Raw genomic sequence first — 21,890 nt, 5'->3', positions numbered from 1 at the left:
GTGCTCAGCGGACATGCGCCGGCTCCGGACCCCTGGAGTGGCGCACATATGCCACCTTCCGTCCGGCAGGCCGGTGGGCCGCCAGGCCCGGGCGGGGATGTGCTCAGCGGACATGTGCCACCTCCGGGCCGGTGGGCCGGTGCCGGGCGCGGGTGTCCCGCAGGAGGGTGAGGCAGGCCGCGGCGACCTCGCCGGTGCCGATGCGCAGCAGGCGGGCGTCGGGGGCGTGGCCGTGCGGGTCGCCGGGCGGGCCGGGTTTCCACAGGGCGAGGTGGTCCGGGCCGGGGGGCGGCCCCCACAGGCGGGGGGAGACAGGGCCGAACAGGGTGACGGAGCGGGTGCCGTGGGCCACCGCGAGGTGCGCGAGGCCGGTGTCGCCGCTGAGCAGCAGGGAGGCGCCGGCGACGAGGGCGGACAGCCGGCCGGGCGGCAGACCGCCGGTGAGCACGTCGGTGCCGGGCCGGCCGCTGCGTTCGGCGACCTCGCGGACCAGGGTGTCCTCGCCGGGGCCGCCGGTGAGGACCACGCGGTGGCCGGCGGCGCGCAGGCAGCGTACGACGGCGGCGAACCGCTCCGGCGGCCAGCGGCGGGAGCCGGAGGCGGCGCCGGGGTGCACGACGACCGCGCCGGGCGCCGGGGAAGGTGTGGCCGGCCGGGGCAGCCGGAGGTCGCGGGGGTCGGCGGGGATGCCGTAGCCGCGCAGGAAGGCGCACCAGCGGTCGCGTTCGTTGACGTGGGCGGCCCAGGGCGGGCCGTCCGGGCAGGCGTGGGCGAGCAGCCGGCGCGGACGCAGGGCGGCCAGCGCGTCACGGCTCTCGGGTCCGTTGCCGTGCAGGTCCACGGCCACCTCGGGGGGCGGTCCCGGCCAGTGTCGGAGGTCGGGCACCGCGCGGCCCGGCGCCTCGGCCGGGAACACGGTGTCGACCGCCCCGGTGGCCAGGGCGAGTTCGGTCAGGCCCGGTGGCTGGGCGAGGACGACCTGGTGCCCGGGAAAGGCCCGGCGGATCCCGCGCAGCGCGGGCACACCGGCCAGCAGGTCGCCCAGGCCCAGCGCACGCAGGACCAGGACACGCGGGGTCTGCTCAGTGGTCACCGGGTGAGTCCTTGGGAGTGGAGGCGGAAGGGCGGCGCGGGAACGGTGCGGCCCGCGGTGGGCGGAGGGCCGGTGCCGGTCATCGGGCGGCCTTTCGGGACGGGGGCGGAAACGTGAGGCGGGCGGTGAGTGCGCCGGGGCGGGCCGGGTGCGCCCGCACCGCCGGACGGCCGGGCGGAAGCCGGCACGCAGGGGGCCCCGGGGCCCGGCCCACCGAGGGACGCGGCCCTCGGGCACACGGTGGGCCTGACCCGGGCACGGAAGACGGGCGCGGGAGTCACTGGTGGTCTCCCACGGCCCGCGGAAGGCGGGTGCCGGTCATCGGGCGGCCTTTCGGGACGGGGGCGGAAACGTGAGGCGGGCGGTGAGTGCGCCGGGACGGGCCGGGTGTGCCCGGACGGCCTGACGCGAGGCACGCGGGGAGTGCCGGGGCCCGGCCTTCGGGCGTGCGGTGGGCATGGATGGCGGGTGCTGGGGTCACTGGGGGTCTCCCGGCGCGGGGGTCAGGGCGGCCCGGCGGGCGAGGACGGTGGTGGAGCGGCCGTCGAGGTAGGGCAGCAGCAGGACCTGGCCGCCCCAGCTCTCCACCAGGGGCTGTTCGGGCAGCCGGGTCCGCGCGTAGTCGCCGCCCTTGGCCCAGATGTGCGGGCGGAGTTCGCCGAGGATGCGTTCGGGGGTGTCCTCGTCGAAGACGGCGACGGCGTCCACGCACTCCAGGGCGCGCAGCACCCGTACCCGGTCGGCGGCCGGCACCAACGGGCGGCCGTCGCCCTTGCGGCGGCGGACGGAGTCGTCGGAGTTGAGGCAGACGATCAGGCAGTCGCCGGCCCGGCGGGCGGCCTGGAGCAGGGCGACGTGCCCGGCGTGCAGCAGGTCGAAGCAGCCGCCCGCGGCGACGACGGTGCCGCCCGCGGCCCGGACCCGGCCCGCGGTGCGCACGGCGTCGGCGGTGGTGTCGCCGTCGGCCGGGGTCTCGGCGGGCGGCTCCGGCCGGTCCGGGGTGGCGACGGCGCGGGCGCCGCCCTCGGCGACGTAGCGGGTGGCGGCGTGCACGGCGGCCTGCACGGCGGCCTCGGTGAGGGTGCCGTCGGCGAGCAGTCCGGCCGCGGCGGCGGCGAACCGGTCGCCGGCGCCGCACGGGTCGCCGGTGGCGGCGCCCGGGGTCGGCACCAGCAGCGGGGTCTCGCCGTGCGAGAGCAGGGCGCCGCGGTCGCCGAGGGTGACCGCGACGGCCTGGGCCCGCCAGGCCCGGACCAGGGCGCGGGCGTCGCGGGCGGCGGTGCGCAGTCCGGCCGTGTCGCCGGCCGTCTCCTCGTCGTCCCCGGCCAGCCGCCGGGCGAAGGCGCGGGCCTCCTGGGCGGAGGGGGTGACGAGGCGGACGCCGGGCACGGGGGGCCGGCCGCGCACGTGGGGGTCCCAGACGACGGGGGCCGCCGTGTGGGCCAGCGCGTCCCGCAGGACGTCGGCGGTGCCCCGGCCGTAGTCGGCGACGAGGACTCCCCCGGCCTCCGCGACCGCCGCCACCGCCTGCCCGGTGGCCTCGCGGGCGCGGCCCTCGCCGTCGTCCAGGCGCAGCAGCGGCCGGTCCCCGGCCAGGACGCGGGTCTTGCTGCTCAGGGTGCCGTCCAGGGGGATCTCCACCAGCCGGACCCGGCCCGCGAGCAGCTCGCGCAGTGTGTCGCTGGCGGGGTCGGGGCCGAGGGCGGTGACCAGGGTGACGGGGCGTCCGTCGGCCGCCGCGAGGCAGGCGGCGAGGGCCGCGCCGCCGGGGCGGGAGCTGCGCCGGGTGCCGTGCACGACGGGCACCGGCGCGTCCGGGGCGAGCCGTTCGGCCCGGCCGCACAGGTCGTGGTCGAGCAGGGCGTCGCCGACGACGACCAGGGGCGTGGGGGTGCCGGTCATGCCTGTCCCTTCCGCGGGGCGACGGGTGCGCCTGGCGTGGTGCGGCCGACGGTGCGGGCCCGGTCGACGAGCCGCCCGACCACCCCCGGTTTGCCGTCGACACCCGGTGTGGCGTCGGCGGCCACGCGCCCGGTCGCGCCGTTCTCCACCGCCCGGTCGAAGGTCTCGCAGAGCATGTGCACCGCGACCAGGTGGAGTTCCTGGACGGTGGCGGCCAGGGGGGCGTCGACGCACAGGGAGTCGTCCGCGCCGAGTTGTAGCGGGTTGGGGGACCGTCCGGTCAGCGCCCACACAGTCATGCCGAGCCGGTGCGCGTGCTCGGCGGCGGTCAGCAGGTTGGCGCTGGCGCCGCTGGTGGACAGCAGCAGGAGCACGTCTCCGGGGCGGCCGTGGGCGGCGGTCTGGCGGGCGAACACCTCCTGCACGCCGTAGTCGTTGGCGATGGCGGTGGTGGAGGAGGTGTCGGCGTGCAGGGCGAGCGCGGAGAACGGCGGGCGGTCCTCGCGGTAGCGGCCGACGAGTTCGGCGGTGAGGTGCTGGGCCTGGGCGGCGCTGCCGCCGTTGCCGGCGACGAGCAGCCGGGCCCCCGAGCCGAGCCGCCGGGCCAGTTCGGTGCCCCAGCGCTCGATGAGCGGGGCGTGGTCGCGGAACGCCTCCAGGGCCTTGGCGAGGTCGTCGCAGTGCGTGGTGCCGGTGGCGGTGTTCATCGGACGACTCCCGAGAGCGAGCGGATCGGGGACACGGCGCCGTACACCCCGGCCACGCCGTCGGCGACCCGGTCCCAGGTGTAGTGGGCGAGGACCCGGGCGCGGCCGGCGGCTCCGTAGCGGGCGAGCCGGGCGGGGTCGGCGAGCAGGGCGCGCAGGGCGGCGGCGAGGTCGTGGTCCTCGTCGGCCGGGACGAGCAGGCCGGTGGTGCCGTCCACGACCGTGTCGAGCTGGCCGCCGACGGCGGTGGCGACGACGGGTGTGGCGCAGGCCATGGCCTCCAGCGGGACGATGCCGAAGGGCTCGTAGCGGGGCAGGGACAGCACCAGGTCGGCGCTGGACATCAGCCGGGGCATGCGGGCCCGGCCGACCCCGCCGAGCAGGGTGACCCGGTCCAGGACGCCGTACTCGCGGGCGATGCCGTACAGGCGGGCGGCCTCGGGGTCGGTGCGCAGCAGGTCGGCCTCGGGGCCGCCGGCGATGAGGAGTTCGGCGTCGGGGACGCCGGCCAGGGCGCGGATGGCGCGGTCGAAGCCCTTGCGGGGCACCAGCCGGCCGACGGCCAGCAGCCGCCTGCGGGCGCCGGGCGGGCGGGTGTGGGCGACCGGGGTGAACTGTTCGGGGTCGACGCCGCAGGGCACGACGCCGATCCGGTCCTCGGGCAGGCCCATGGCCTTCAGTTCGGCCACCTCGTCGCTGCACGTGGCGATGATCCGGGCGCACTCGTGCCCGATGGCCTCCTCGACGGCGAGGCGTTGCGGGGGGCTGGTGTCGGCGGTGCCCTGGTAGCGCTTCTTGACGGTGCCCAGCGCGTGGTACGTCTGCACGACGGGGATGTTCAGGTCGCGGGCGCCGGCCAGGGCGGCCAGCCCGGACATCCAGAAGTGGGCGTGCACCACGTGGGGCGGCCGCTCGGCCCACTGCCGGGCCAGGAACTCCCCGAACTCGTGCATGTGGGGCAGGAGTTCGTCCTTGGGGACGGGGGCGGGCGGCCCGGCGGGCACGTGCACCACCTGGACGCCGTCGATGAGGGTCACCCGGTCCGGCAGCCCCACCGAGTCCCGCCGGGTGTACACGGTGACCCGGTATCCCTTTCTCGCGAGCTGCCGGGCGACCTGTGCCACGTACACGTTCTGGCCGCCCGCGTCCGGCCCGCCGAGCGCGGCCAGCGGGCTGGCGTGCTCGGAGACCATGGCGACGCGCCCGGCCGAGTGCGGAATGCGGCTCATCGGGTGACCTCCTTGATCAGGCGCTCCCAGTCGTCCAGGAAGCGCCGCTCTCCGTAGCGGGCGCGGGCGGCGGCCCGGGCCGCCGCGCCGGTCGCGCGGGCCTGCTCGGGGTCGGCGAGGAAGGTCCGCACGGCGTCCTCCAGTACGTCGAGTCGGTTCGAGACCACTCCGGCGCCCTCGGGGACGGCCTCGCGGACCTCGGTGGTGTCGAGGGCGACCACGGGCATGCCGAGGAACATGGCCTCCAGCAGGGACAGGCCGAGCGAGGTCCAGCGCACGGGGTGCAGGTACAGGCGGCACCGGGCCATCTCCCGGTGCAGCTCGCGCTGGGGCAGGTCCCGGGTGCGGCAGCGCCCGGGCGGCAGGCCGAGGTGGTCGGCGAGGCCCTCGGTGCGCATGCCGAAGACGTCCAGGGGGGCGCTGCGGGCGAACCGGGGCAGCAGGTCGGTGCCGGTGGTACGGCCCCTGCGTACGGGTTCGTTGACGACGACGGCGGCGCGCCGCTCGGTGCCGGTCCACAGCGGGCCGGGGTCGATGACGCCGTGCTCGACGACCTCGGTGGGGGCCCGGCCGTTGTCCCACATCAGCCGGTTGAAGTGGGTCACGTGCACGACGGGGACGGCCGACTGCCCGGCCAGCGGGTGGCGTTGGCGTTCGGGTGCGGCGTCGGGGCTGTTGTGCTCGACGTAGACGGCGGGGACGTCCGGGCCGGGCCGGCGGCCGGTCCAGCGCAGGGCCAGGTCAAGCTCGTGCGGCCGCTGAAGGACCATCAGGTCGATGTCGGCGTCCCGCAGTTGGGCGGGGGTGAGTTCCCGGACGGACCCGGGCCAGTCCCAGGTCCTCGCGCGGCCCAGGCCGTCGGGTCCGCGGTCCTCGGTGACCGGGACGAGGTAGGTGTGCGGGCCCTGGACGAAGGTGGTGAGCCAGGATCCGTGCACGTGCCAGACGAGGATGTTCATGAGGGCCGCTCCTGGATGAGCTTGTGGACCGCGCGCACCACGTCCTGGCCGGTGACCTCGTCCAGGCAGGGGTGGCCGGGCACCGGGCAGGTCAGGGCCCGGGTGTCCGCGCAGGGCGCCGACTGGTCGCCGAGCAGGATGACGGGGACGCCGTGGGGCGCCCAGCGTTCGGCGGGTACGACCGGCGCGAACAGGGAGACGACCGGGGTGCCGACGGCGGCGGCGAGGTGGGCGGGGCCGGTGTTGGCGCTGATCACGACGTCGGCCAGGCGCAGCACCCCGGCGAGGGTGCGCGGGGAGGTGCGGCCGCCGAGGTCCACGGCCACGTCGCCGCTGACCCGCCGGGTCAGGTCGCGTTCGCCGGGGCCGCCGGTGACGACGACGCGGTGTCCGGCGTCGGCGAGCAGGGTGACCGCCTCGGCGCAGCGGTGCGGGCTCCAGGCGCGGGCGGGGGCGCTGGCGCCGGGGTGCAGGACGACGTAGGGGCCGTAGCCGGTCAGGCCGCCGGTGTCGGGGGGCGGCAGGACGCGCAGCCGGCCGTCGTCGTTCGGGGGCGGGGTGAAGCCCATGGCGGCGGCGGTGTCCAGGGCGGCCTCGGCCTCGTGCCGGCCGGGCAGCCGCCGGTGGCGTACGTCGAGGAGCCGGCCGGGGTGGTCGGTGCTGTCGGCGCCGATCCGGCCGATGCCGGCGAGGCGGAGCAGCAGGGCGGTGGGCAGCGGGCTCTGGTGGAAGGAGGTGAGGACCAGGGCGCTGTCGTAGGCGCCGGCGCGCAGCCGTCCGAGGAGGGCGTCGATGTCGGCGGGGCGCACCGGGGGCGGGTCGAAGCCCTCCCAGGGCGCCTCCCACACCAGGACCTCGTCCACGCCGGGCAGCAGCCGGGCGGCGTCCGCGCCGCGCGGGCCGCACAGCAGGGTGACATGGGTGCTGTGGGCGGCGACGGCGCGGACGGCGGGCCCGGCGAGGAGCACGTCGCCGAAGCTGTCCAGGCGGACGACGAGGGATTTCATGCCGGTGCCCTCCCCGCGGCGGCGCCGAGGGCGCCTTGGACGGCGGTGAGCACGTCGGGGGCGCTGTGGCCGGCGAACCGCCGGGTCTCCTCGGGGGCGGTGGCCGCGTTGGGCACGAGCACGCCCCGGGCGCCGGCGGCGCGGGCGGCCAGCACGTCGGCGGCGATGTCGCCGACGACCAGGCAGGCGGCGGGCGGGACGCCCAGCCGGACGGCGGCGGCGCGGATCAGGCCGGGGCGGGGCTTGCGGCAGGGGCAGCCGTCCTCGGGGGTGTGCGGGCAGAACAGCCAGAGGTCCAGCCCGCCCAGCAGCGCGTCGGCGCGCTCGTTGACCCGCCGGACCTGTCCGGTGGTGAGCAGTCCGCGGCCGATGCCGGACTGGTTGCTGACCACGGCGGTGGCCAGGCCGTGGGAGCGGGCAAGCGCGACGGCCTCCCGGGCGCCGGGCAGCGGCCGGACCCGTTCCGGGTCGCCGTTGTAGGGCACGTCCGCGACGAGGGTGCCGTCGCGGTCGAACAGGATCGCGGAGACGGTGGTCATCCGGCACCCCCCAGCGGCCGGGCGTTGCGGTGCCGGACGACGCCGCGCAGCCAGTGCCGTACGGCGAGCGGCGGTATGAGCACGCTGGTGCCGAGCATTCCGGCGATCTCCCGGGCGGTGCGCGGGCCGGGCAGGATCCGGGCCAGGGCGAACTCGGCGGTGCCGAGGGTCCACAGGGCCGCGCAGGCGGTGGCGGTGCGGCGCCGCCCGGCCAGTGCGCAGGCGGTGGCGGCGAGGGCCGCGCCGGTGACCGCCAGGTGGCGGGGCAGCCGGCCGCGGGGCGCCTGGGCGCGGTCCCACCAGTCCCGGCCGTGCAGCCGGTTCATCAGGGCGTCGTCGGCGTTGCCGCGCTGGGCGGGCAGCGAGGCCCACCAGTGGGCGGGGCGGACCGGGTGCCGGGTGATCCGGGTGCCCCGGGTCAGGTTCCAGCCGGCCCGCCGGACCCGCAGGGCGAGGTCGGCGTCCTCGCGGAAGGCGCGCGGGAAGCGTTCGTCGAAGCCGCCGGTGCGCTTGAGCGCCTCGGTGCGGTAGGCCATGTCGGCGGTGGCCCAGGCGGCGTTCTCCAGGCCCTTGGTGGTGCGTTCCCAGTCGGTGGGCCGGCGGTCCGCGGGGAGCGGGACGCGCAGCCTTCCCTGGACGCCGCCGGTGTCGGGGCCGGCCGCGCGCAGGTCCTCGGCGAGCCGTCGGGACCAGTCCGGCAGCACCTGGACGTCGTCGTCCAGGAAGACCGTCCAGGGGGTGCGGACGGTGCGCCAGCCGGCGTTGCGGGCGGCGGCCGGGCCTTTGCCGCCGGTGCGCAGGGTGCGTACCCGGTCCAGGAGCTGTCCGGCGGTCTCCAGCGGCAGGCCGCCCTCGGGCGCCGGCCGGTCGTCCACCACGACCACCTCGTGCGGGGTGTGGTCGGCGGTGCCCTCGGCGAGCGCGCGCAGGCACTCGGCGAGGCAGGGCCGGCCGATGGTGGGGACGACGACGGTGTAGGCGGGCGCGTCGGTCATGCGAACGCCTTTCCCCGGCGGATCGCGAACGGGCCGAGGACCAGCAGGTCCACGGGGGCCGAGCCGAAGCACTCCAGGGCGTCCCGGGGGTCGTCGACCATGGGCCGTCCGGCGGTGTTGAGGCTGGTGTTGACCACGACCGGCAGCCCGGTGCGGCGTTCGAAGCCGTCGATCATCCGGGCCACCAGGGGTTCCCGGGCGCGGTCGACGGTCTGGATGCGGGCGGTGCCGTCGACGTGCACCACGGCCGGGATGCGGGCCTTCCAGTCGGCGGCCACGTCGTGCACGAACAGCATGTGCGGGCTGGGCAGCGGCCCGTCGAAGATCTCGGCGGCGCGTTCGGCGAGGACCATGGGGGCGACGGGCCGGAACTCCTCGCGGCCCTTGACCGCGTTGAGCCGTTCCAGGTTCTCGGCCTTGCCGGGGTGGGCGAGCAGCGAGCGGTGCCCGAGCGCGCGCGGCCCGTACTCGCTGCGGCCCTGGAACCAGGCCACGATTCCGTCGGCGGCCAGTGTCCCGGCGGCCGTCTCGGCGATGTCGGCGGGTTCCTCGTAGGGTACGGCGGCCCGCTCCAGCCAGGCTCGCAGTTCGGCGTCGCTCCAGCCGCGGCCCAGGGCGGCCGTCTCCATCGGCTCCAGGGTGTCCTTCTGTCCGGCGATGTGCGCGGCGGCGCCGAGCGCGGTGCCGGCGTCGCCCGCGGCGGGCTGCACCCAGACGCGGGTGAAGCCGCTCTCGCGCCACAGCCGGGTGTTGGCGACGCAGTTCAGCGCGACGCCGCCGGCCAGGGTGAGGGTGTCCTCGCCGGTGCGTTCGCGCAGGTGCCGGGCGAGCGCCAGCATGGCCTCCTCCAGGCAGAGCTGGGCGCTGGCGGCGAGGTCGGCGTGGTCCTGGTGCCAGGTGCCGCCGGCCGGGCGGGGCGGGACGAGGTCGGCCCAGGGCACCGGGCGGGCGCGGAAGCCGCCCCGGTCGTCGGCGTGGACGTAACTGCGCAGCCGGGCGGCGAAGCGCGGGGTGCCGTAGGAGGCGAGCGCCATGACCTTGAACTCGTCGCTGCTGCGCAGGAATCCGAGGTGCTGGGTGAGGTCCTCGTAGAACAGGCCGAGGGAGTCGGGCAGTTGCTGGGTGGCGAGGACGGTCAGCTCGCGGTTGGTGTACCGGCCGGCCAGGTGGGAGCCGCACTCGCCGCGGCCGTCCAGGACGAGCACGGCGCAGTCGGGGTAGGGGGAGACGGCCCCGGCGGAGGCGGCGTGCGCCACGTGGTGCGGGACGAACCGCACCTTGGCCGGGTCGAGTCCGGGCAGCGCCTCGGCGAGGAAGCCGGGGGCCTGCCGGGCGTACTCCTGGCGCAGGTGGTCCCAGGGGTCGTGCAGGCCCATCTCCTCGGCGGGGCGGGCGAGGACGGGATCGTAGGAGTAGGCGACGGCGTCCAGGTCGGACGGGGTGAGGCCGGCCTGCTCCAGGCACCAGCGGGCCGACTGCTCGGGCAGCTCCCAGGCGGAGAAGGGTACGGGCCGCTTGCCGTGCTTGCGGCGGGAGAACCGCTCCTCCTCCGCCGCCGCCACGACGGTGCCGTCGGTGATCAGGGCGGCGGCGGGGTCGTGGAAGAGTGCGTTGATTCCGAGGACGTGCATGCGCTGTCTCCAGGGCCGGGGAGGGGCGGGGGGTCAGGGCCGCGGGGCCGGGTCCCGCGCGGGCGCCACCGGTTGCGGGGGCAGGGCGGTGAAGTAGGCGATGGTCTGCTTCAGCCCCTCCTCCCAGGGGACCTGCGGCGACCAGCCGAGCAGCTCGCGCGCGAGGGTGGTGTCGGGGCGGCGCCGGCCGGGGTCGTCCACGGGCCGGTCGATGAAGGCGATCGGGGAGCGGGAGCCGGTGAGGGCGACCACCCGGCGGGCCAGGTCGGCGACGGTGATCTCGTCGCTGCCGCCGATGTTCACCGGCCGTACGGACCTGCTCGCGGCGACCCGCAGGATGCCGTCCACGGTGTCGTCGACGTAGCACAGGGAGCGGGTCTGGCTGCCGTCGCCGGTCACGGTGAGCGGTTCGCCGGCCAGGGCCTGGCAGATGAAGGTGGGCACGGCGCGGCCGTCGTGGGCGCGCATCCGCGGCCCGTAGGTGTTGAACAGCCGCACGATGCCGGCGTTGGTGCCCCGGGTGCCGGTGTGCGCGGTGACCAGGGCCTCGGCGAACCGTTTGGACTCGTCGTACACGCTGCGCGGCCCGACGGGGTTGACGTTGCCCCAGTAGCCCTCGTGCTGCGGGTGGACCTGGGGGTCGCCGTACACCTCGGAGGTGGAGGCGAGCAGGAAACGGGCGCCGTCGCGTTCGGCGACGGCCAGCGCGTTGCGGGTGCCGGTGCTGCCGACCTCCAGGGTCTCCAGGGGCAGGCGGAGGTAGTCGGCGGGGGAGGCGGGGCAGGCGAAGTGCAGGACCAGGTCGTACGGGCCCGGGAGGCGTTCGGGGCAGTCGGCCGCGCTGACGTCGCAGTACACGTACCGGAAGCCGGGCCGCGCCTCCAGGTGCGCGATGTTCTCGCGCCGCCCGCAGACGAGATTGTCGGCGCAGTCGACTTCGACGCCCGAATCCAGCAGCCGTTCGCACAGGTGGGAGCCGAGGAAGCCGGCACCGCCGGTCACGAGGGCGCGCCGCCAGGAGAACGGTGTGGCACCAGTCATGGGGCTTCTCCTTCGTCGTCCTTCGTCCACGTCGTCCCGCGGCCGGAAACGCGCGGTGGAAGGCACCGCTCGTCTACGGCCGGGCGGTGTACGGGTGTTCGGCGCGTGCCGCGTCACCGGGACCGGCGTCACCGGACCGTCGGGGAGGAAGAGGACAGGGCCCGGGCCCCGGAGACGTCCGGGGCCGCCTTGCCGGGCCGCCACTGGCTGGACGGCGCTGGCAGCTGGGTTCCCCTGCCAGTTGGATTCACACGTTGGATTCTTATTCTCCGGACTCAGGGGTACTCGCGCGACTCAGGCGCCTCGGTACCACGGTGGAGGCATCCATGCACGACGACGTCCCCACGGCCGTGCTGCGCACCCTCGGCAAGCCCGGCCGGCCTCCGGGGAGACTGCTGCTCACCGGCTGGTTCAGCTTCCGGGACGGGGAGGCGACGGCCGGGGACGTGCTCGCCCAGCGGCACATGTCGGCGGCGCTGACCGGGGCCGGCATCCCCCACGACACGGCGTGGAGCCCCGGCTTCCGGCCCGGGGCGCTGTCCCTGGAGGCGGCCGACCCGGCCGCCTACGACACGCTGCTGTTCGTGTGCGGCCCGGTGCACGGCCGCCAAGTCGCGGCCCTCCATGCACGGTTCAGGTCCTGCACACGACTGGCGGCCGGGGTCTCGGTGGTCGACCCGGCCGACCCGGCGGCCACCGGTTTCCATACGATCGTCGCCCGGGACGGCACCGCGGCCCCGGCCCGCCGGGACCTCGCGGCGGACGCCCCGCTCGGCCCGCTGCCGCCGGTGGCCGCGGTGGTGCTGTCCTCGGGCCAGGGCGAGTACGGCGCGCGCCGACGGCACGCGGAGGTCAACGACACGCTCACCGGCTGGCTGGCCGGCCAGGACTGTGCGCGGGTGCCGGCCGAGACCCGGCTGGCCGTGGACGACTGGCGGCTGTGCGCCACCGCCGAGCAGTTCCTCGCCCTCGTCGCCCGCTGCGACGTGGTGGTCACCACCCGGCTGCACGGTCTGGTGCTGGCGCTGCGGACCGGCACCCCGGTGATCGCGGTCGACCCGGTGGCGGGCGGGGCCAAGGTCACGGCGCAGGCGCGAGCCCTGGACTGGCCGGCGCTGGTGGCGGCGGACGCGCTGTCCCCGTCGGTGCTGGACCACTGGTGGGCGTGGGCGCTGTCCGGGGCGGGCCGGACGGCCGCCGCCCGGCACTCGGGGCGCTGACCGTACGTGGCGGTCCGTGTAACGCGCGGTGCCCGGGGCACTCGGCGCGGCGACGGCACGGCCCCTTCCCGGGCCCACGCGTCCCACGCAGGAGGTAACGACCATGGGTCACGGCGGAAACGTCATCCAGGAGCTGACCACCGACCACCGCGAGGTCGAGGAGATCTTCGGCCGTTTCGAGGCGCTGCCGCCCGGCTCGCCGGACCGCAAGACCCTCTGCGACCAGGCCACGATCGAGCTGGTCCGGCACTCGGTCGCCGAGGAGGCCTACCTCTACCCGGCGGTCCGCGAGCACGTGGCGGGCGGTGACGCGCTGGCGGACAAGGAGATCGAGGACCACGCCGAGGCCGAGCGGATCATGAAGGACCTGGAGGGCTGCCAGGCGGACGACCCTCGGTTCGACACGCTGATGACGCGGCTGATGAGCGAGATCCGGTCCCATGTGACCGACGAGGAGCAGAACCTGTTCCCGCGGCTGGAGGCGGCCTGTCCCCCGGACGCGCTGATGGAGCTGGGCGACAAGGTCCGCCGGGCCAAGCGGATGGCGCCGACCCGCCCGCACCCGTCGGCCCCGGACACTCCCCCGGCCGACAAGCTGCTGGCACCGGGCGCGGGCCTGGTGGACCGGCTGCGGGACGCGCTGTCGGGGCGGGGCAAGGAGAGCTGACGGTGTCCTGACGCGCCGCCCGGGCTCGTGGCCCGGGCGGCGCGTGTACAGGGGTTACGGGGGGATGGGCGGCGTGGGTTCAGACCCACGGTGTGGGGTGGGTTCAGAGCCACGGTGTGGGCCGGGGGCGGCGGTGGCGCCGTCGGGGACTGGGGCGGGTGGCCCGGCACAGCAGCCGGAACGCCTGGATGAGGGTGACCGGCCACAGCAGCGCGAAGCACCACAGCAGCGCGGGGTCCGAGGTGCGGATGCCCATGACGGCGACGAACGCCGACGCGACCGCCAGCAGCAGCACCGCCACCGGCAGCCAGACGCCGTACCGTACGTCGCCCATCCGGCGCGCGAACCGCCGGTCCTGCCTGAGGCCCGCCTCGATCCGCGCCAGCGTCAGCCGCTCACGCGCGGACAGTCTCACCCCGTCGTGCTCCCACATCTTCCACTCGTCCACGGCGACGGCACCTCCTCGGTCGGCGGCCTGCGGCCTGCGGGCTCCGTGCCACCGGGTTCCCCGGACGCGGCGGCCGATGCGGTACCCGAGGGGAGGAGAGCCGTACGACCGGTGACGATCTCCTCGCTGCCCCTCCCCCGTGGTCAACGGACGCGGTCCGGCGGGGCAGTTGGTGCCGGAGCGGGCCCTGTGCGGTGCGGTTGGCCGGGTAGAGTGCTGTTCCCCTTGGTCGACAGTCCGCTACGGACCGTAAAGCCGGGCGGTCGCACGTGACCTCGGCTGCCGCAGGGCAGATACTGCCCATAGGCGGGACGAACGGCTGTCTCCACCGGGTGACCGTCGGCACCTGACGCCCCGTCACGGCAGTCGAGGGCCAGGTTCGCGAGGAGACACCTATGAGGATGCTGATCAACGTACCGGAGACGGTCGTGGCGGACGCGTTGCGCGGTCTGGCGGCCGCGCATCCCGAACTGACCGTGGACGTGGAGAAGCGGGTGATCGTCCGCCGGGACGCCCCCGTGCCCGGTCAGGTCGCGCTCGTGTCGGGCGGCGGCTCCGGGCACGAGCCGCTGCACGGCGGTTTCGTCGGCCCGGGCATGCTCTCCGCCGCGTGTCCCGGCCCAATTTTTACGTCGCCAGTGCCTGACCAGATGGCGCGCGCCGCGGCGGCCGTGGACAGCGGCGCGGGCGTGCTGTTCGTCGTGAAGAACTACACCGGTGACGTGCTGAACTTCGACATGGCGGCCGAACTGGCCGAGGACGAGGGCATCCAGGTCGCCAAGGTGCTCGTCGACGACGACGTCGCGGTCACCGACAGCCTCTACACGGCCGGCCGGCGGGGTACGGGCGCGACGCTGTTCGTGGAGAAGATCGCGGGTGCCGCCGCGGCCGAGGGGCAGCCGCTGGAGCGCGTGGAGTCCATCGGCCGCCGGGTCAACGACAACTCCCGCAGTTTCGGCGTGGCCCTCAGCGCCTGTACGACCCCGGCGAAGGGCAGCCCCACGTTCGATCTACCGGACGGCGAGCTGGAGTTGGGCATCGGCATTCACGGCGAGCCGGGCCGGGAGCGGCGGCCGATGATGACCTCGGGGGAGATCGCCGACTTCGCGGTCGACGTCATCCTGGAGGACCTGCCGCCGCGCGCTCCCGTCCTGGTACTGGTCAACGGCATGGGCGCGACCCCGCTGCTGGAGCTGTACGGCTTCAACGCCGAGGTGCAGCGGGTGTTGCGGGAACGCGGTGTCGCCGTGGCCCGCACCCTCGTCGGCAACTACGTCACCTCGCTGGACATGGCGGGCGTCTCGGTGACGCTGTGTCAGGTGGACGAGGAGCTGCTGCGGCTGTGGGACGCACCGGTGAAGACCCCGGCCCTGCGCTGGGGCATGTGAGCCCGCGATGTGCCCGCCCCACCATCCCGGCCGCGTGGTCGACGGCCCTGTCACGCAAGGAGATCCAGTGCTCGACGCCGATTTCTTCCGCCGTTGGATGACGACGGCGGCCGCGTCCGTCGACCGGGAGGCCGAGCGGCTCACCGCCCTCGACTCGGCCATCGGGGACGCCGACCACGGCAGCAATCTGCGACGCGGGTTCACGGCCGTGGCGGCGGTCCTGGAGAAGGAGACACCGGACACCCCGGGCGGTGTCCTGATACTCGCCGGACGGCAGTTGATCTCGACGGTCGGGGGTGCGTCCGGGCCGCTGTACGGCACCCTGCTGCGCCGGGCGGGCAAGGCGCTGGGCGACGCCGCCGAGGTCGGCGAGGAGGAGCTGGCGGCGGCGCTGCGCGCGGGCGTGGAAGGGGTGATGGCGCTCGGCGGGGCGGCACCCGGCGACAAGACCATGATCGACGCCCTGGTGCCGGCCGTGGACGCGCTCGGCACGGGCTTCGCCGCCGCGCGGGCCGCCGCGGAGGAGGGCGCGGCGGCCACCGTACCGTTGCGGGCCCGCAAGGGCCGGGCGAGTTACCTGGGCGAGCGCAGCGTCGGTCACCAGGATCCGGGGGCGACCTCGTCGGCGCTGCTGATCGCGGCGCTGGCCGAGACGGCGGAGGCGGACGGTGAGTGAGGACAGGCCGGTCGGGATCGTGCTGGTGTCGCACAGCGCCCAGGTGGCCGAGTCCGTCGCCGAGCTGGCGAAGGGCCTGGCGGGCGGGGCGGCCGGGATACCGGTGGCCCCGGCGGGCGGCACCGAGGGCGGCGGGCTCGGCACCAGCGCCGAGCTGATCTCCGCGGCGGCGGCCTCGGTGGACCGGGGGGCCGGCGTGGCGGTGCTCACCGACCTGGGCAGCGCGGTACTGACGGTGAAGGCGCTGCTCGCCGAGGGAGACGAACTCCCGGAGGGCACCCGCCTGGTGGACGCGCCGTTCGTCGAGGGCGCGGTGGCCGCGGTGGTCACCGCCGCCGCGGGCGCCGACCTGGACGCGGTGGAGGCCGCGGCGGCGGAGGCGTACGGCTACCGGAAGACATGAGAACGACCGGCAGGAGCGCCGGCCCGGCCACTCCCACCGGGCCCGGCGAGACCGAGCACTCTTGGAAGGCGGCCCCGGCGGGAGCGACGGTCGCCGGAAGGCGGGACCCGCGCAACTGACGGGTTCCGGCACCGGTCACGGTCCAGAAGACGCGGACCGGCCCGAGTGACGGCCGCCGGACAGCGGGAGCCGTCCCGAGTGACGGCCGTCGCAACCGGGCGCTTCCGTGCGCGGGGGTCAGTGCCGGGCGAGGAAGCGCCGGGCCAGTCGCTCCCCCTCGGCCACCGCCGCCTCGCGGTTCTCCACCGCGGTGATCCGGGAGTCGCGGAAGACGATGTAGGTGACGCCGGAGGACACCCCGCCGGAGCGCGGGTCGGGCCGGATGCCGAGGGCGCGCGCGGTGGCGTAGGAGGCCTCGCCGATGAGGTCGCGCGGGCCGGTGTCGCCGACGACGGCGTACCGGACCCGGTCCCCGTAGACGACGGCGGCGACCGAGCCCCCGCGCACCCCGGAGGCCCGGTGGTCCCAGCGGCGGCTGGGCGCCGGGACGACGATGTAGGGCAGGGTCTCGGCGTTCAGCCGGCGGCCGTCGGACCCCAGGACCGCGGTGGCGGGGGCGAACACCGGGTCGGTGCGGCGGTTGCAGCGGGCGGTGGGGCGGCCGTCGCAGTCGATGTCCAGGTCGGCCTTCCAGAAGACGGCGTCCCGGGTGCCGCAGACGGGAACGGTCGCGGGGCGGCCCGCGTCGGTGCGGTACCGGCCCCGGGAGATCCGGGTGCACCGGCCGGCCCGGGCGAGCAGCCGGGCGGCGGTGACCGCGTCCCCGGCACGGCGCGTCCGCTCGTCGGGAGCCGCCTTTCCGGCGCGGCCCGGGCCCTCGGGACGGCCCGCGCCGCGGCTGGGAGCCGCGTCCCCGCGACGGGCCGCGCCCTCGCCCCGGGCGGCACCGGCCGCACCGCCGCCGTGCGTCGCGCCCCCGTCATGGGCCGCGCTCCCCTCACGGGCCGCGACCCGTTCGGCGGGCGGGACCGCGGTGGCCGGTGCGGGCAGTGCCGGAGCGATCAGGGCGGCGCCGGCCGCGGCCAGCGTCAGGGACGGGACACGCACGATGGGGGACCCTCTCGTCGGGGACATAGGAGGACGTCCGGCCCGTGGTGTCGCGCGGCCCCGGACGCCGACCCCACTGTGCTGTGACCTCGGGTCCACGGCCACGGGGTGCGCCGCGAAGAGGCCGGATGGAGCACGCAGCTGACACCCTGTCAGGCGAACGGTCCGGCTGCGCCGGCCGGGGCGGAGAAGGGGACAACAGGGGCCGGGGGTCCGGAGCGGGTACCGTCCCGGATCCCCGGCCACCCGCGCCGGCGCGGGATCGGCGACGACAGCGTGTCCGCGCCACAGGCATGAACTCCCTGGCTCTCGGGGGCAGTTCAGCCGTAGGGAACCTCAGCATACGTAACCGCGGGGGATGGTCACCAACGCGGCCCCCTTGCTGCGCTCCCACCGGCCGGGCCACTATTGGTCCGGACCTTTACGTGATGCCGAGGACGTCCGGGGAGGGCAGTGCCGTGCGACGCGTTCCCTTTCCGCCCGTGCTGGTCTGCGGGGCCGTGCTGCTGGTCGCCTCCTGCGGCTGGAACCGGGCGGACGACGGCGACGGCCGGGTGCCCGGCGCCCCCGTCGGGATCACGGCCTCGGCGGGCAGCGCCACCAGCGTGCACGTGATGTGGAACGCGGCCCCTGCCGACGCCGGGGTCCGCACCTACGAGGTATACCGGGACACCACAAAAGTGGCCGAAGTACCGGGTGCCCAGCACATGGTGGACGTCACCAGGCTCAGGCCGTCCACCCTGTACGCCTTCACCGTGCGGGCCCGGGACACCGCGGGCCGGCTGGGTCCGCCGAGCCGGACGGTGCGGGCGCGGACGTCGGCCGTGACGGCGGCGGACCGCTCGGCTCCGGCCCGGCCGGGGGCGGCCACCGGACGGGCCGTGGGCAGCCGAGCCGTCCAGCTGTCCTGGGGCGCGTCCCGGGACGACCGGGGCGTGTCGTCGTACGAGGTCCACCAGGGCGGTGTGAAGATCCACAGTGTCGGCGGGAACCAGACCGCCACCGTCGTCACGGGCCTGCGCCCCGGCACGCGTTATGTCTTCACCGTCCGCGCCCGGGACGCGGCCGACAACGTCTCCCCCGCCGGGCCGCCGGTCCGCCTGACCACACCGGGCGCCGACGACGGCCGGGCGACCGCGCCCACCGGGTTCACCGCCGCCACCCACCGCGCCGACGGCGCCTACCACATCGACCTCGCCTGGGACCCGCCGCGTGTGGACGGGGTGATCACCGAGTACCAGATCGGGCTGGACGGCGCCGCGGCCACCTCGCTGGTCTGGGGCGGCACTCCCCCGCGCGGCCGGGCGCACCACAGCTTCTACGCGGGCACCGCCGCCGGGGAGGAACACCGGGTACGGCTGCGGGCCCGGCTGCCCGACGGCACCTGGGGCGGCTGGTCGGCGGAGCGGACGGTGACCACGGGCGGCTGAGGGCACCTCAGGGCCCCGCGCGGGGTTCCGTCACCTGATCGGGCCGCTCCGGGTGCGGCCGTGCCCGGCGGGGCGTTGGCTGCGGTTGAGGCAGCACGGGCGCTTCCCGACCCCCGGCGGCGCATGGGACGTACCGCCGACCGTGCCGCCGGAGGGCCCGTCCATGGACAACTCGCGACTCCTGCTCCGCTCCGGCCTGACCCTGGCGGCCGCCGCCGCGCTCCCGGCCGCGCTCGCCGGGCCGACCGCCGCGGTCTCGGGCATCTCGGTCAGCACCATCGGATCCACGGTGTCGGTGGTCACCGGCGCGTGCACCCAGGTCAACGGCAGCTGGGGCACCGCGGCCCTGCTCACCAGCCGGCAGGCCAACTTCTCCCAGGGCCGGCAGGTGGCCCTGGCCGGCACGTCGGTCAGCCAGTCCGCGGCCTGGACCGGGGTGAGCCCGGGGACCTACACCGTGGTCGTGCTCTGCTCCAGCGGCACCACCGCGGGCAGCCAGTCGGTGATCGTCTCCGGGGCGGCCGTCCCCACCCGGCCGGCCCCCGTCCCGACCCTGCCGACGACCGTCCCGGCCAGGCCGACGCCCGTCGCTACCCAGCCGGCACCCGTCGCGACCCGGCCGGCGGTCTCCGCGACCACCGGCCCGGCCCCGTCCCGGGGCGTGATGGGCGGCCTCGGCGGCGCCGCCCGCGACTACGGCACGCTGACCCTCGGCGTCGGCGCGGCCCTGGTCGGCACCGGGGTCGTCGCCACCGGCTGGGTCCTGCGCCGCCGCTCCCGGCCGTACCGGCTCTGAGGCCCCTTCAGTCGGTGTCCGGCAGGTCGGCGAACTCCGCCAGGGCGTGGGTGAGCCACTGGGTCCAGAAGGTCTCCAGGTCGATCCCGGCCCGCAGCACCAGGTGGCGCAGCCGGTCCTGCGGGGCGTCCCGGCCGGGCGGGAAGTCGCGCCGCTCGATCTCCTGGTACTCGGCGAGCTGCCGCCGGTGCAGCTCCAGGTGGCGGCGCAGGTCGGCCTCCAGGCCCGCGGTGCCCACCACGGCCGCCGCGCGCAGCCGCAGCAGCAGCACGTCCCGCTGCGGCTTCGGGTCCTGCGCGGCGGCGGTCCAGCGGGCCAGTTCGGCCCGGCCCGCGGGCAGCACCTCGTAGCTCTTCTTCTGCCCGCGGGCCGGCTGCTCGGCCGGCAGCGCGCGGATGAGCCCCTCGGCCTCCAGTCTCCCGAGCTCGCGATAGATCTGCTGGTGCGTCGCGGACCAGAAGTAGCCGATCGACTTGTCGAACCGGCGGGTCAGTTCCAGTCCCGACGACGGCTTTTCCAGCAGGGCGGTGAGGATCGCGTGCGGGAGTGACATGGGCTCATCCTAGGGAGGGAGGTCCCCGGCCCCTACAGGGTCGCCGCCAGCTCCGTGCCCTGCTTGATCGCCCGCTTGGCGTCCAGCTCGGCGGCCACGTCGGCGCCGCCGATGAGATGGACGCTGCGGCCGGCGGCGACCAGCGCCTCGTACAGGTCGCGGCGCGGCTCCTGACCGGTGCACAGCACGACCGTGTCGACCTCCAGGACCATGCTCTCCTCGCCGACGGTGATGTGCAGGCCGGCGTCGTCGATCCGGTCGTAGCGCACGCCCGGCACCATGGTCACGCCCCGGTGCTTCAGCTCGGTGCGGTGGATCCAGCCGGTGGTCTTGCCGAGGCCGGCGCCGACCTTGCTGGTCTTGCGCTGGAGCAGGTGCACCTGGCGCGGCGGGGCGGGCCGCTCGGGGGCGGTGAGGCCGCCGGGCGCCCGGTAGTCCGGGTCGACGCCCCAGTGCCGGAAGTAGGTCCGCGGGTCCTCGCTCGCCTTGTCTCCGCCGTCGGTGAGGTACTCGGCGACGTCGAAGCCGATGCCGCCGGCACCGAGGACGGCGACGCGGTCGCCGACGGGGGCGCCGTCGCGGAGCACGTCGAGGTAGCCGAGGACGCGGGGGTGGTCGACGCCGGGGATGTCCGGGGTGCGCGGGGTGACGCCGGTGGCGACCACGACCTCGTCGAAGCCGTCCAGGTCGGCGGCCGCCACCCAGGTGTCCAGGCGGACGTCGACGCCGTGCGCGTCGAGCTGGTGGCGGAAGTAGCGCAGCGTCTCGTCGAACTCCTGCTTGCCGGGCACCTTGCGGGCGACGTTGAGCTGTCCGCCGATCTCGCCCGCCGCGTCGAACAGGGTGACGGCGTGGCCGCGTTCGGCGGCGGAGACCGCGCAGGCGAGGCCGGCCGGACCGGCGCCGACCACGGCGACGCGCTTCTTCAGCCGGGTCGGCGCGAGCACCAGCTCGGTCTCGTGGCAGGCGCGCGGATTGACCAGGCAGGAGGTGATCTTGCCGCTGAAGGTGTGGTCGAGGCAGGCCTGGTTGCAGCCGATGCAGGTGTTGATGGCCTCGGGGGTGCCGGCGGCGGCCTTCGCGACGAAGTCGGGGTCGGCGAGCATCGGGCGGGCCAGGGACACCATGTCCGCGCAGCCGTCGGCGAGCAACTCCTCGGCGAGTTCCGGGGTATTGATGCGGTTGGTGGTGACCAGCGGGACGGACACCTCGCCCATGAGCTTCTTGGTGACCCAGGTGTAGGCGCCGCGCGGCACGGAGGTGGCGATGGTGGGGATGCGGGCCTCGTGCCAGCCGATGCCGGTGTTGATGATCGTCGCCCCGGCGGCCTCCACCGCCTTGCCGAGGGCGATCACCTCCGCCAGCGACGAGCCGCCCGGGACCAGGTCCAGCATGGACAGGCGGTAGATGACGATGAAGTCTTCGCCGACGGCCTCGCGGACCCGCTTGACGATCTCGACGGGGAAGCGCGTCCGGTTCTCGTACGAGCCGCCCCAGCGGTCGGTGCGCCGGTTGGTCGGCGCGGCGATGAACTCGTTGATCAGGTAGCCCTCGGAGCCCATGATCTCGACGCCGTCGTAGCCGGCCTGCCGGGCGAGGCGGGCGGCGCGGGCGTAGTCGTCGATGGTGCGCTCGATGTCGGCGTCGGTCAGCTCGCGGGGCACGAAGGGGCTGATCGGCGCCTGGAGGGGGCTCGGCGCGACGAGGTCGCGGTGGTAGGCGTACCGGCCGAAGTGCAGGATCTGCATCGCGATCCGGCCGCCCTCGCGGTGCACGGCCTCGGTGACCACCCGGTGCCGCTCGGCCTCCGCGTCGGTGGTGAGCTTGGCCCCGCCCTCGTACGGCCGCCCCTCCTCGTTGGGGGCGATGCCGCCGGTGACGATGAGGCCGACGCCGCCGCGCGCGCGGGCCGCGTAGAACGCCGCCATCCGCTCGAAGCCGCGCTCGGCCTCCTCCAGGCCGACGTGCATGGAGCCCATCAGCACGCGGTTGGGCAGCGTGGTGAAGCCCAGGTCGAGCGGGGTCGTCAGGTGCGGGTAACGGCTCATCGGGCCCTCCGTACGCGGTGTCGTCGCCTCTTGTTGTAGAGGAAGCCCGAG

21 protein-coding genes are annotated in these 21,890 nt (G+C 75.9%); 7 read left to right on the top strand and 14 right to left on the bottom strand.

The window, feature by feature from the left end:
• Positions 1 to 103: 103 nt before the first annotated feature.
• From ACSURM_RS33045 to ACSURM_RS33000, 10 genes are all read right to left on the bottom strand, one after another.
• Positions 104 to 1,093, bottom strand: coding sequence for a glycosyltransferase family 9 protein (locus ACSURM_RS33045; protein WP_436959522.1), 990 nt, complete (start codon positions 1,091 to 1,093; stop codon positions 104 to 106).
• A 477-nt stretch (positions 1,094 to 1,570) separates the two neighbouring features.
• Positions 1,571 to 2,995 carry a PfkB family carbohydrate kinase gene (locus tag ACSURM_RS33040; protein ID WP_436959520.1) on the bottom strand — a complete coding sequence of 475 codons (1,425 nt, stop codon included), beginning with the start codon at positions 2,993 to 2,995 and terminating at the stop codon, positions 1,571 to 1,573.
• A complete protein-coding gene (locus tag ACSURM_RS33035; protein WP_436959518.1) occupies positions 2,992 to 3,702 on the bottom strand; it encodes a D-sedoheptulose-7-phosphate isomerase in 711 nt (236 codons plus the stop codon). The genes ACSURM_RS33040 and ACSURM_RS33035 overlap by 4 nt, the downstream gene beginning before the upstream one ends.
• Positions 3,699 to 4,931 carry a glycosyltransferase gene (locus ACSURM_RS33030; RefSeq protein WP_436959516.1) on the bottom strand — a complete coding sequence of 411 codons (1,233 nt, stop codon included), beginning with the start codon at positions 4,929 to 4,931 and terminating at the stop codon, positions 3,699 to 3,701. The genes ACSURM_RS33035 and ACSURM_RS33030 overlap by 4 nt, the downstream gene beginning before the upstream one ends.
• Positions 4,928 to 5,890 carry a glycosyltransferase gene (locus ACSURM_RS33025; RefSeq protein WP_436959514.1) on the bottom strand — a complete coding sequence of 321 codons (963 nt, stop codon included), beginning with the start codon at positions 5,888 to 5,890 and terminating at the stop codon, positions 4,928 to 4,930. Before ACSURM_RS33025 ends, ACSURM_RS33030 begins: the two co-directional genes overlap by 4 nt.
• Entirely contained in the window at positions 5,887 to 6,897 is a 1,011-nt protein-coding gene (locus ACSURM_RS33020; protein ID WP_436959512.1) for a glycosyltransferase family 9 protein, read from the bottom strand. Before ACSURM_RS33020 ends, ACSURM_RS33025 begins: the two co-directional genes overlap by 4 nt.
• On the bottom strand, positions 6,894 to 7,436 hold the full coding sequence (locus tag ACSURM_RS33015; RefSeq protein WP_436959510.1) for a D-glycero-alpha-D-manno-heptose-1,7-bisphosphate 7-phosphatase: 543 nt from the start codon (positions 7,434 to 7,436) through the stop codon (positions 6,894 to 6,896). Before ACSURM_RS33015 ends, ACSURM_RS33020 begins: the two co-directional genes overlap by 4 nt.
• Positions 7,433 to 8,431: a glycosyltransferase family 2 protein gene (locus tag ACSURM_RS33010; protein ID WP_436959509.1), complete on the bottom strand. Its 999-nt coding sequence runs from the start codon at positions 8,429 to 8,431 to the stop codon at positions 7,433 to 7,435. Before ACSURM_RS33010 ends, ACSURM_RS33015 begins: the two co-directional genes overlap by 4 nt.
• Complete coding sequence (locus ACSURM_RS33005; RefSeq protein WP_436959507.1) at positions 8,428 to 10,062, bottom strand: carbamoyltransferase family protein; 1,635 nt, start codon at positions 10,060 to 10,062, stop codon at positions 8,428 to 8,430. The genes ACSURM_RS33010 and ACSURM_RS33005 overlap by 4 nt, the downstream gene beginning before the upstream one ends.
• A 33-nt stretch (positions 10,063 to 10,095) precedes the next feature.
• Positions 10,096 to 11,103: an NAD-dependent epimerase/dehydratase family protein gene (locus ACSURM_RS33000; RefSeq protein WP_436959505.1), complete on the bottom strand. Its 1,008-nt coding sequence runs from the start codon at positions 11,101 to 11,103 to the stop codon at positions 10,096 to 10,098.
• A gap of 326 nt (positions 11,104 to 11,429) precedes the next feature.
• On the opposite strand from ACSURM_RS33000, the gene ACSURM_RS32995 reads away from it, so the two are divergent.
• Together ACSURM_RS32995 and ACSURM_RS32990 are read left to right on the top strand one after the other, a co-directional pair.
• On the top strand, positions 11,430 to 12,323 hold the full coding sequence (locus ACSURM_RS32995) for a polysaccharide pyruvyl transferase family protein (protein WP_436959503.1): 894 nt from the start codon (positions 11,430 to 11,432) through the stop codon (positions 12,321 to 12,323).
• Between the two features lie 103 nt (positions 12,324 to 12,426).
• The gene (locus ACSURM_RS32990; protein WP_436959501.1) at positions 12,427 to 12,990 is read left to right on the top strand and encodes a hemerythrin domain-containing protein; all 564 of its coding nucleotides are present in this window, start codon (positions 12,427 to 12,429) and stop codon (positions 12,988 to 12,990) included.
• Between the two features lie 103 nt (positions 12,991 to 13,093).
• On the opposite strand, the gene ACSURM_RS32985 is transcribed toward ACSURM_RS32990, so the two are convergent.
• A complete protein-coding gene (locus ACSURM_RS32985) occupies positions 13,094 to 13,438 on the bottom strand; it encodes a DUF3040 domain-containing protein (RefSeq protein WP_436959499.1) in 345 nt (114 codons plus the stop codon).
• A 395-nt stretch (positions 13,439 to 13,833) separates the two neighbouring features.
• Here ACSURM_RS32985 and dhaK point away from each other — a divergent pair, with 395 nt between their 5' ends.
• The 3 genes from dhaK to ACSURM_RS32970 all read left to right on the top strand — a co-directional run bounded on the left by dhaK (position 13,834) and on the right by ACSURM_RS32970 (position 15,905).
• Positions 13,834 to 14,826: a dihydroxyacetone kinase subunit DhaK gene (gene dhaK / locus ACSURM_RS32980; RefSeq protein WP_436959497.1), complete on the top strand. Its 993-nt coding sequence runs from the start codon at positions 13,834 to 13,836 to the stop codon at positions 14,824 to 14,826.
• Positions 14,827 to 14,893: 67 nt separating this feature from the next.
• Positions 14,894 to 15,502: a dihydroxyacetone kinase subunit DhaL gene (dhaL, locus tag ACSURM_RS32975; protein ID WP_436959495.1), complete on the top strand. Its 609-nt coding sequence runs from the start codon at positions 14,894 to 14,896 to the stop codon at positions 15,500 to 15,502.
• Positions 15,495 to 15,905, top strand: coding sequence for a PTS-dependent dihydroxyacetone kinase phosphotransferase subunit DhaM (locus ACSURM_RS32970; RefSeq protein WP_436959493.1), 411 nt, complete (start codon positions 15,495 to 15,497; stop codon positions 15,903 to 15,905). Before dhaL ends, ACSURM_RS32970 begins: the two co-directional genes overlap by 8 nt.
• A 237-nt stretch (positions 15,906 to 16,142) precedes the next feature.
• Here the strand turns inward: ACSURM_RS32970 and ACSURM_RS32965 are convergent, their stop codons facing one another.
• Positions 16,143 to 17,012 (bottom strand): glycoside hydrolase family 75 protein, encoded by an 870-nt coding sequence (locus ACSURM_RS32965; RefSeq protein WP_436959491.1) that lies wholly within the window; start codon positions 17,010 to 17,012, stop codon positions 16,143 to 16,145.
• Between the two features lie 458 nt (positions 17,013 to 17,470).
• Between ACSURM_RS32965 and ACSURM_RS32960 the strand changes: the two genes are divergently transcribed.
• Both ACSURM_RS32960 and ACSURM_RS32955 read left to right on the top strand, forming a co-directional pair.
• Positions 17,471 to 18,442, top strand: coding sequence for a fibronectin type III domain-containing protein (locus ACSURM_RS32960; protein WP_436959489.1), 972 nt, complete (start codon positions 17,471 to 17,473; stop codon positions 18,440 to 18,442).
• A gap of 163 nt (positions 18,443 to 18,605) precedes the next feature.
• Complete coding sequence (locus tag ACSURM_RS32955) at positions 18,606 to 19,238, top strand: hypothetical protein (RefSeq protein WP_436959487.1); 633 nt, start codon at positions 18,606 to 18,608, stop codon at positions 19,236 to 19,238.
• A 7-nt stretch (positions 19,239 to 19,245) separates the two neighbouring features.
• On the opposite strand, the gene ACSURM_RS32950 is transcribed toward ACSURM_RS32955, so the two are convergent.
• Entirely contained in the window at positions 19,246 to 19,791 is a 546-nt protein-coding gene (locus ACSURM_RS32950) for a PadR family transcriptional regulator (RefSeq protein WP_436959486.1), read from the bottom strand.
• A 32-nt stretch (positions 19,792 to 19,823) separates the two neighbouring features.
• Positions 19,824 to 21,839 carry an FAD-dependent oxidoreductase gene (locus tag ACSURM_RS32945; RefSeq protein ID WP_436959484.1) on the bottom strand — a complete coding sequence of 672 codons (2,016 nt, stop codon included), beginning with the start codon at positions 21,837 to 21,839 and terminating at the stop codon, positions 19,824 to 19,826.
• Positions 21,840 to 21,890 lie beyond the last annotated feature (51 nt).

Origin of the sequence: Streptomyces sp. SudanB182_2057, from assembly GCF_964272715.1 — a bacterium.
Taxonomy (GTDB): domain Bacteria; phylum Actinomycetota; class Actinomycetes; order Streptomycetales; family Streptomycetaceae; genus Streptomyces; species Streptomyces rubradiris.
The sequence above is the reverse complement of the archived record's forward strand: the minus strand, read 5'-3'. Positions and strand labels throughout refer to the sequence as shown.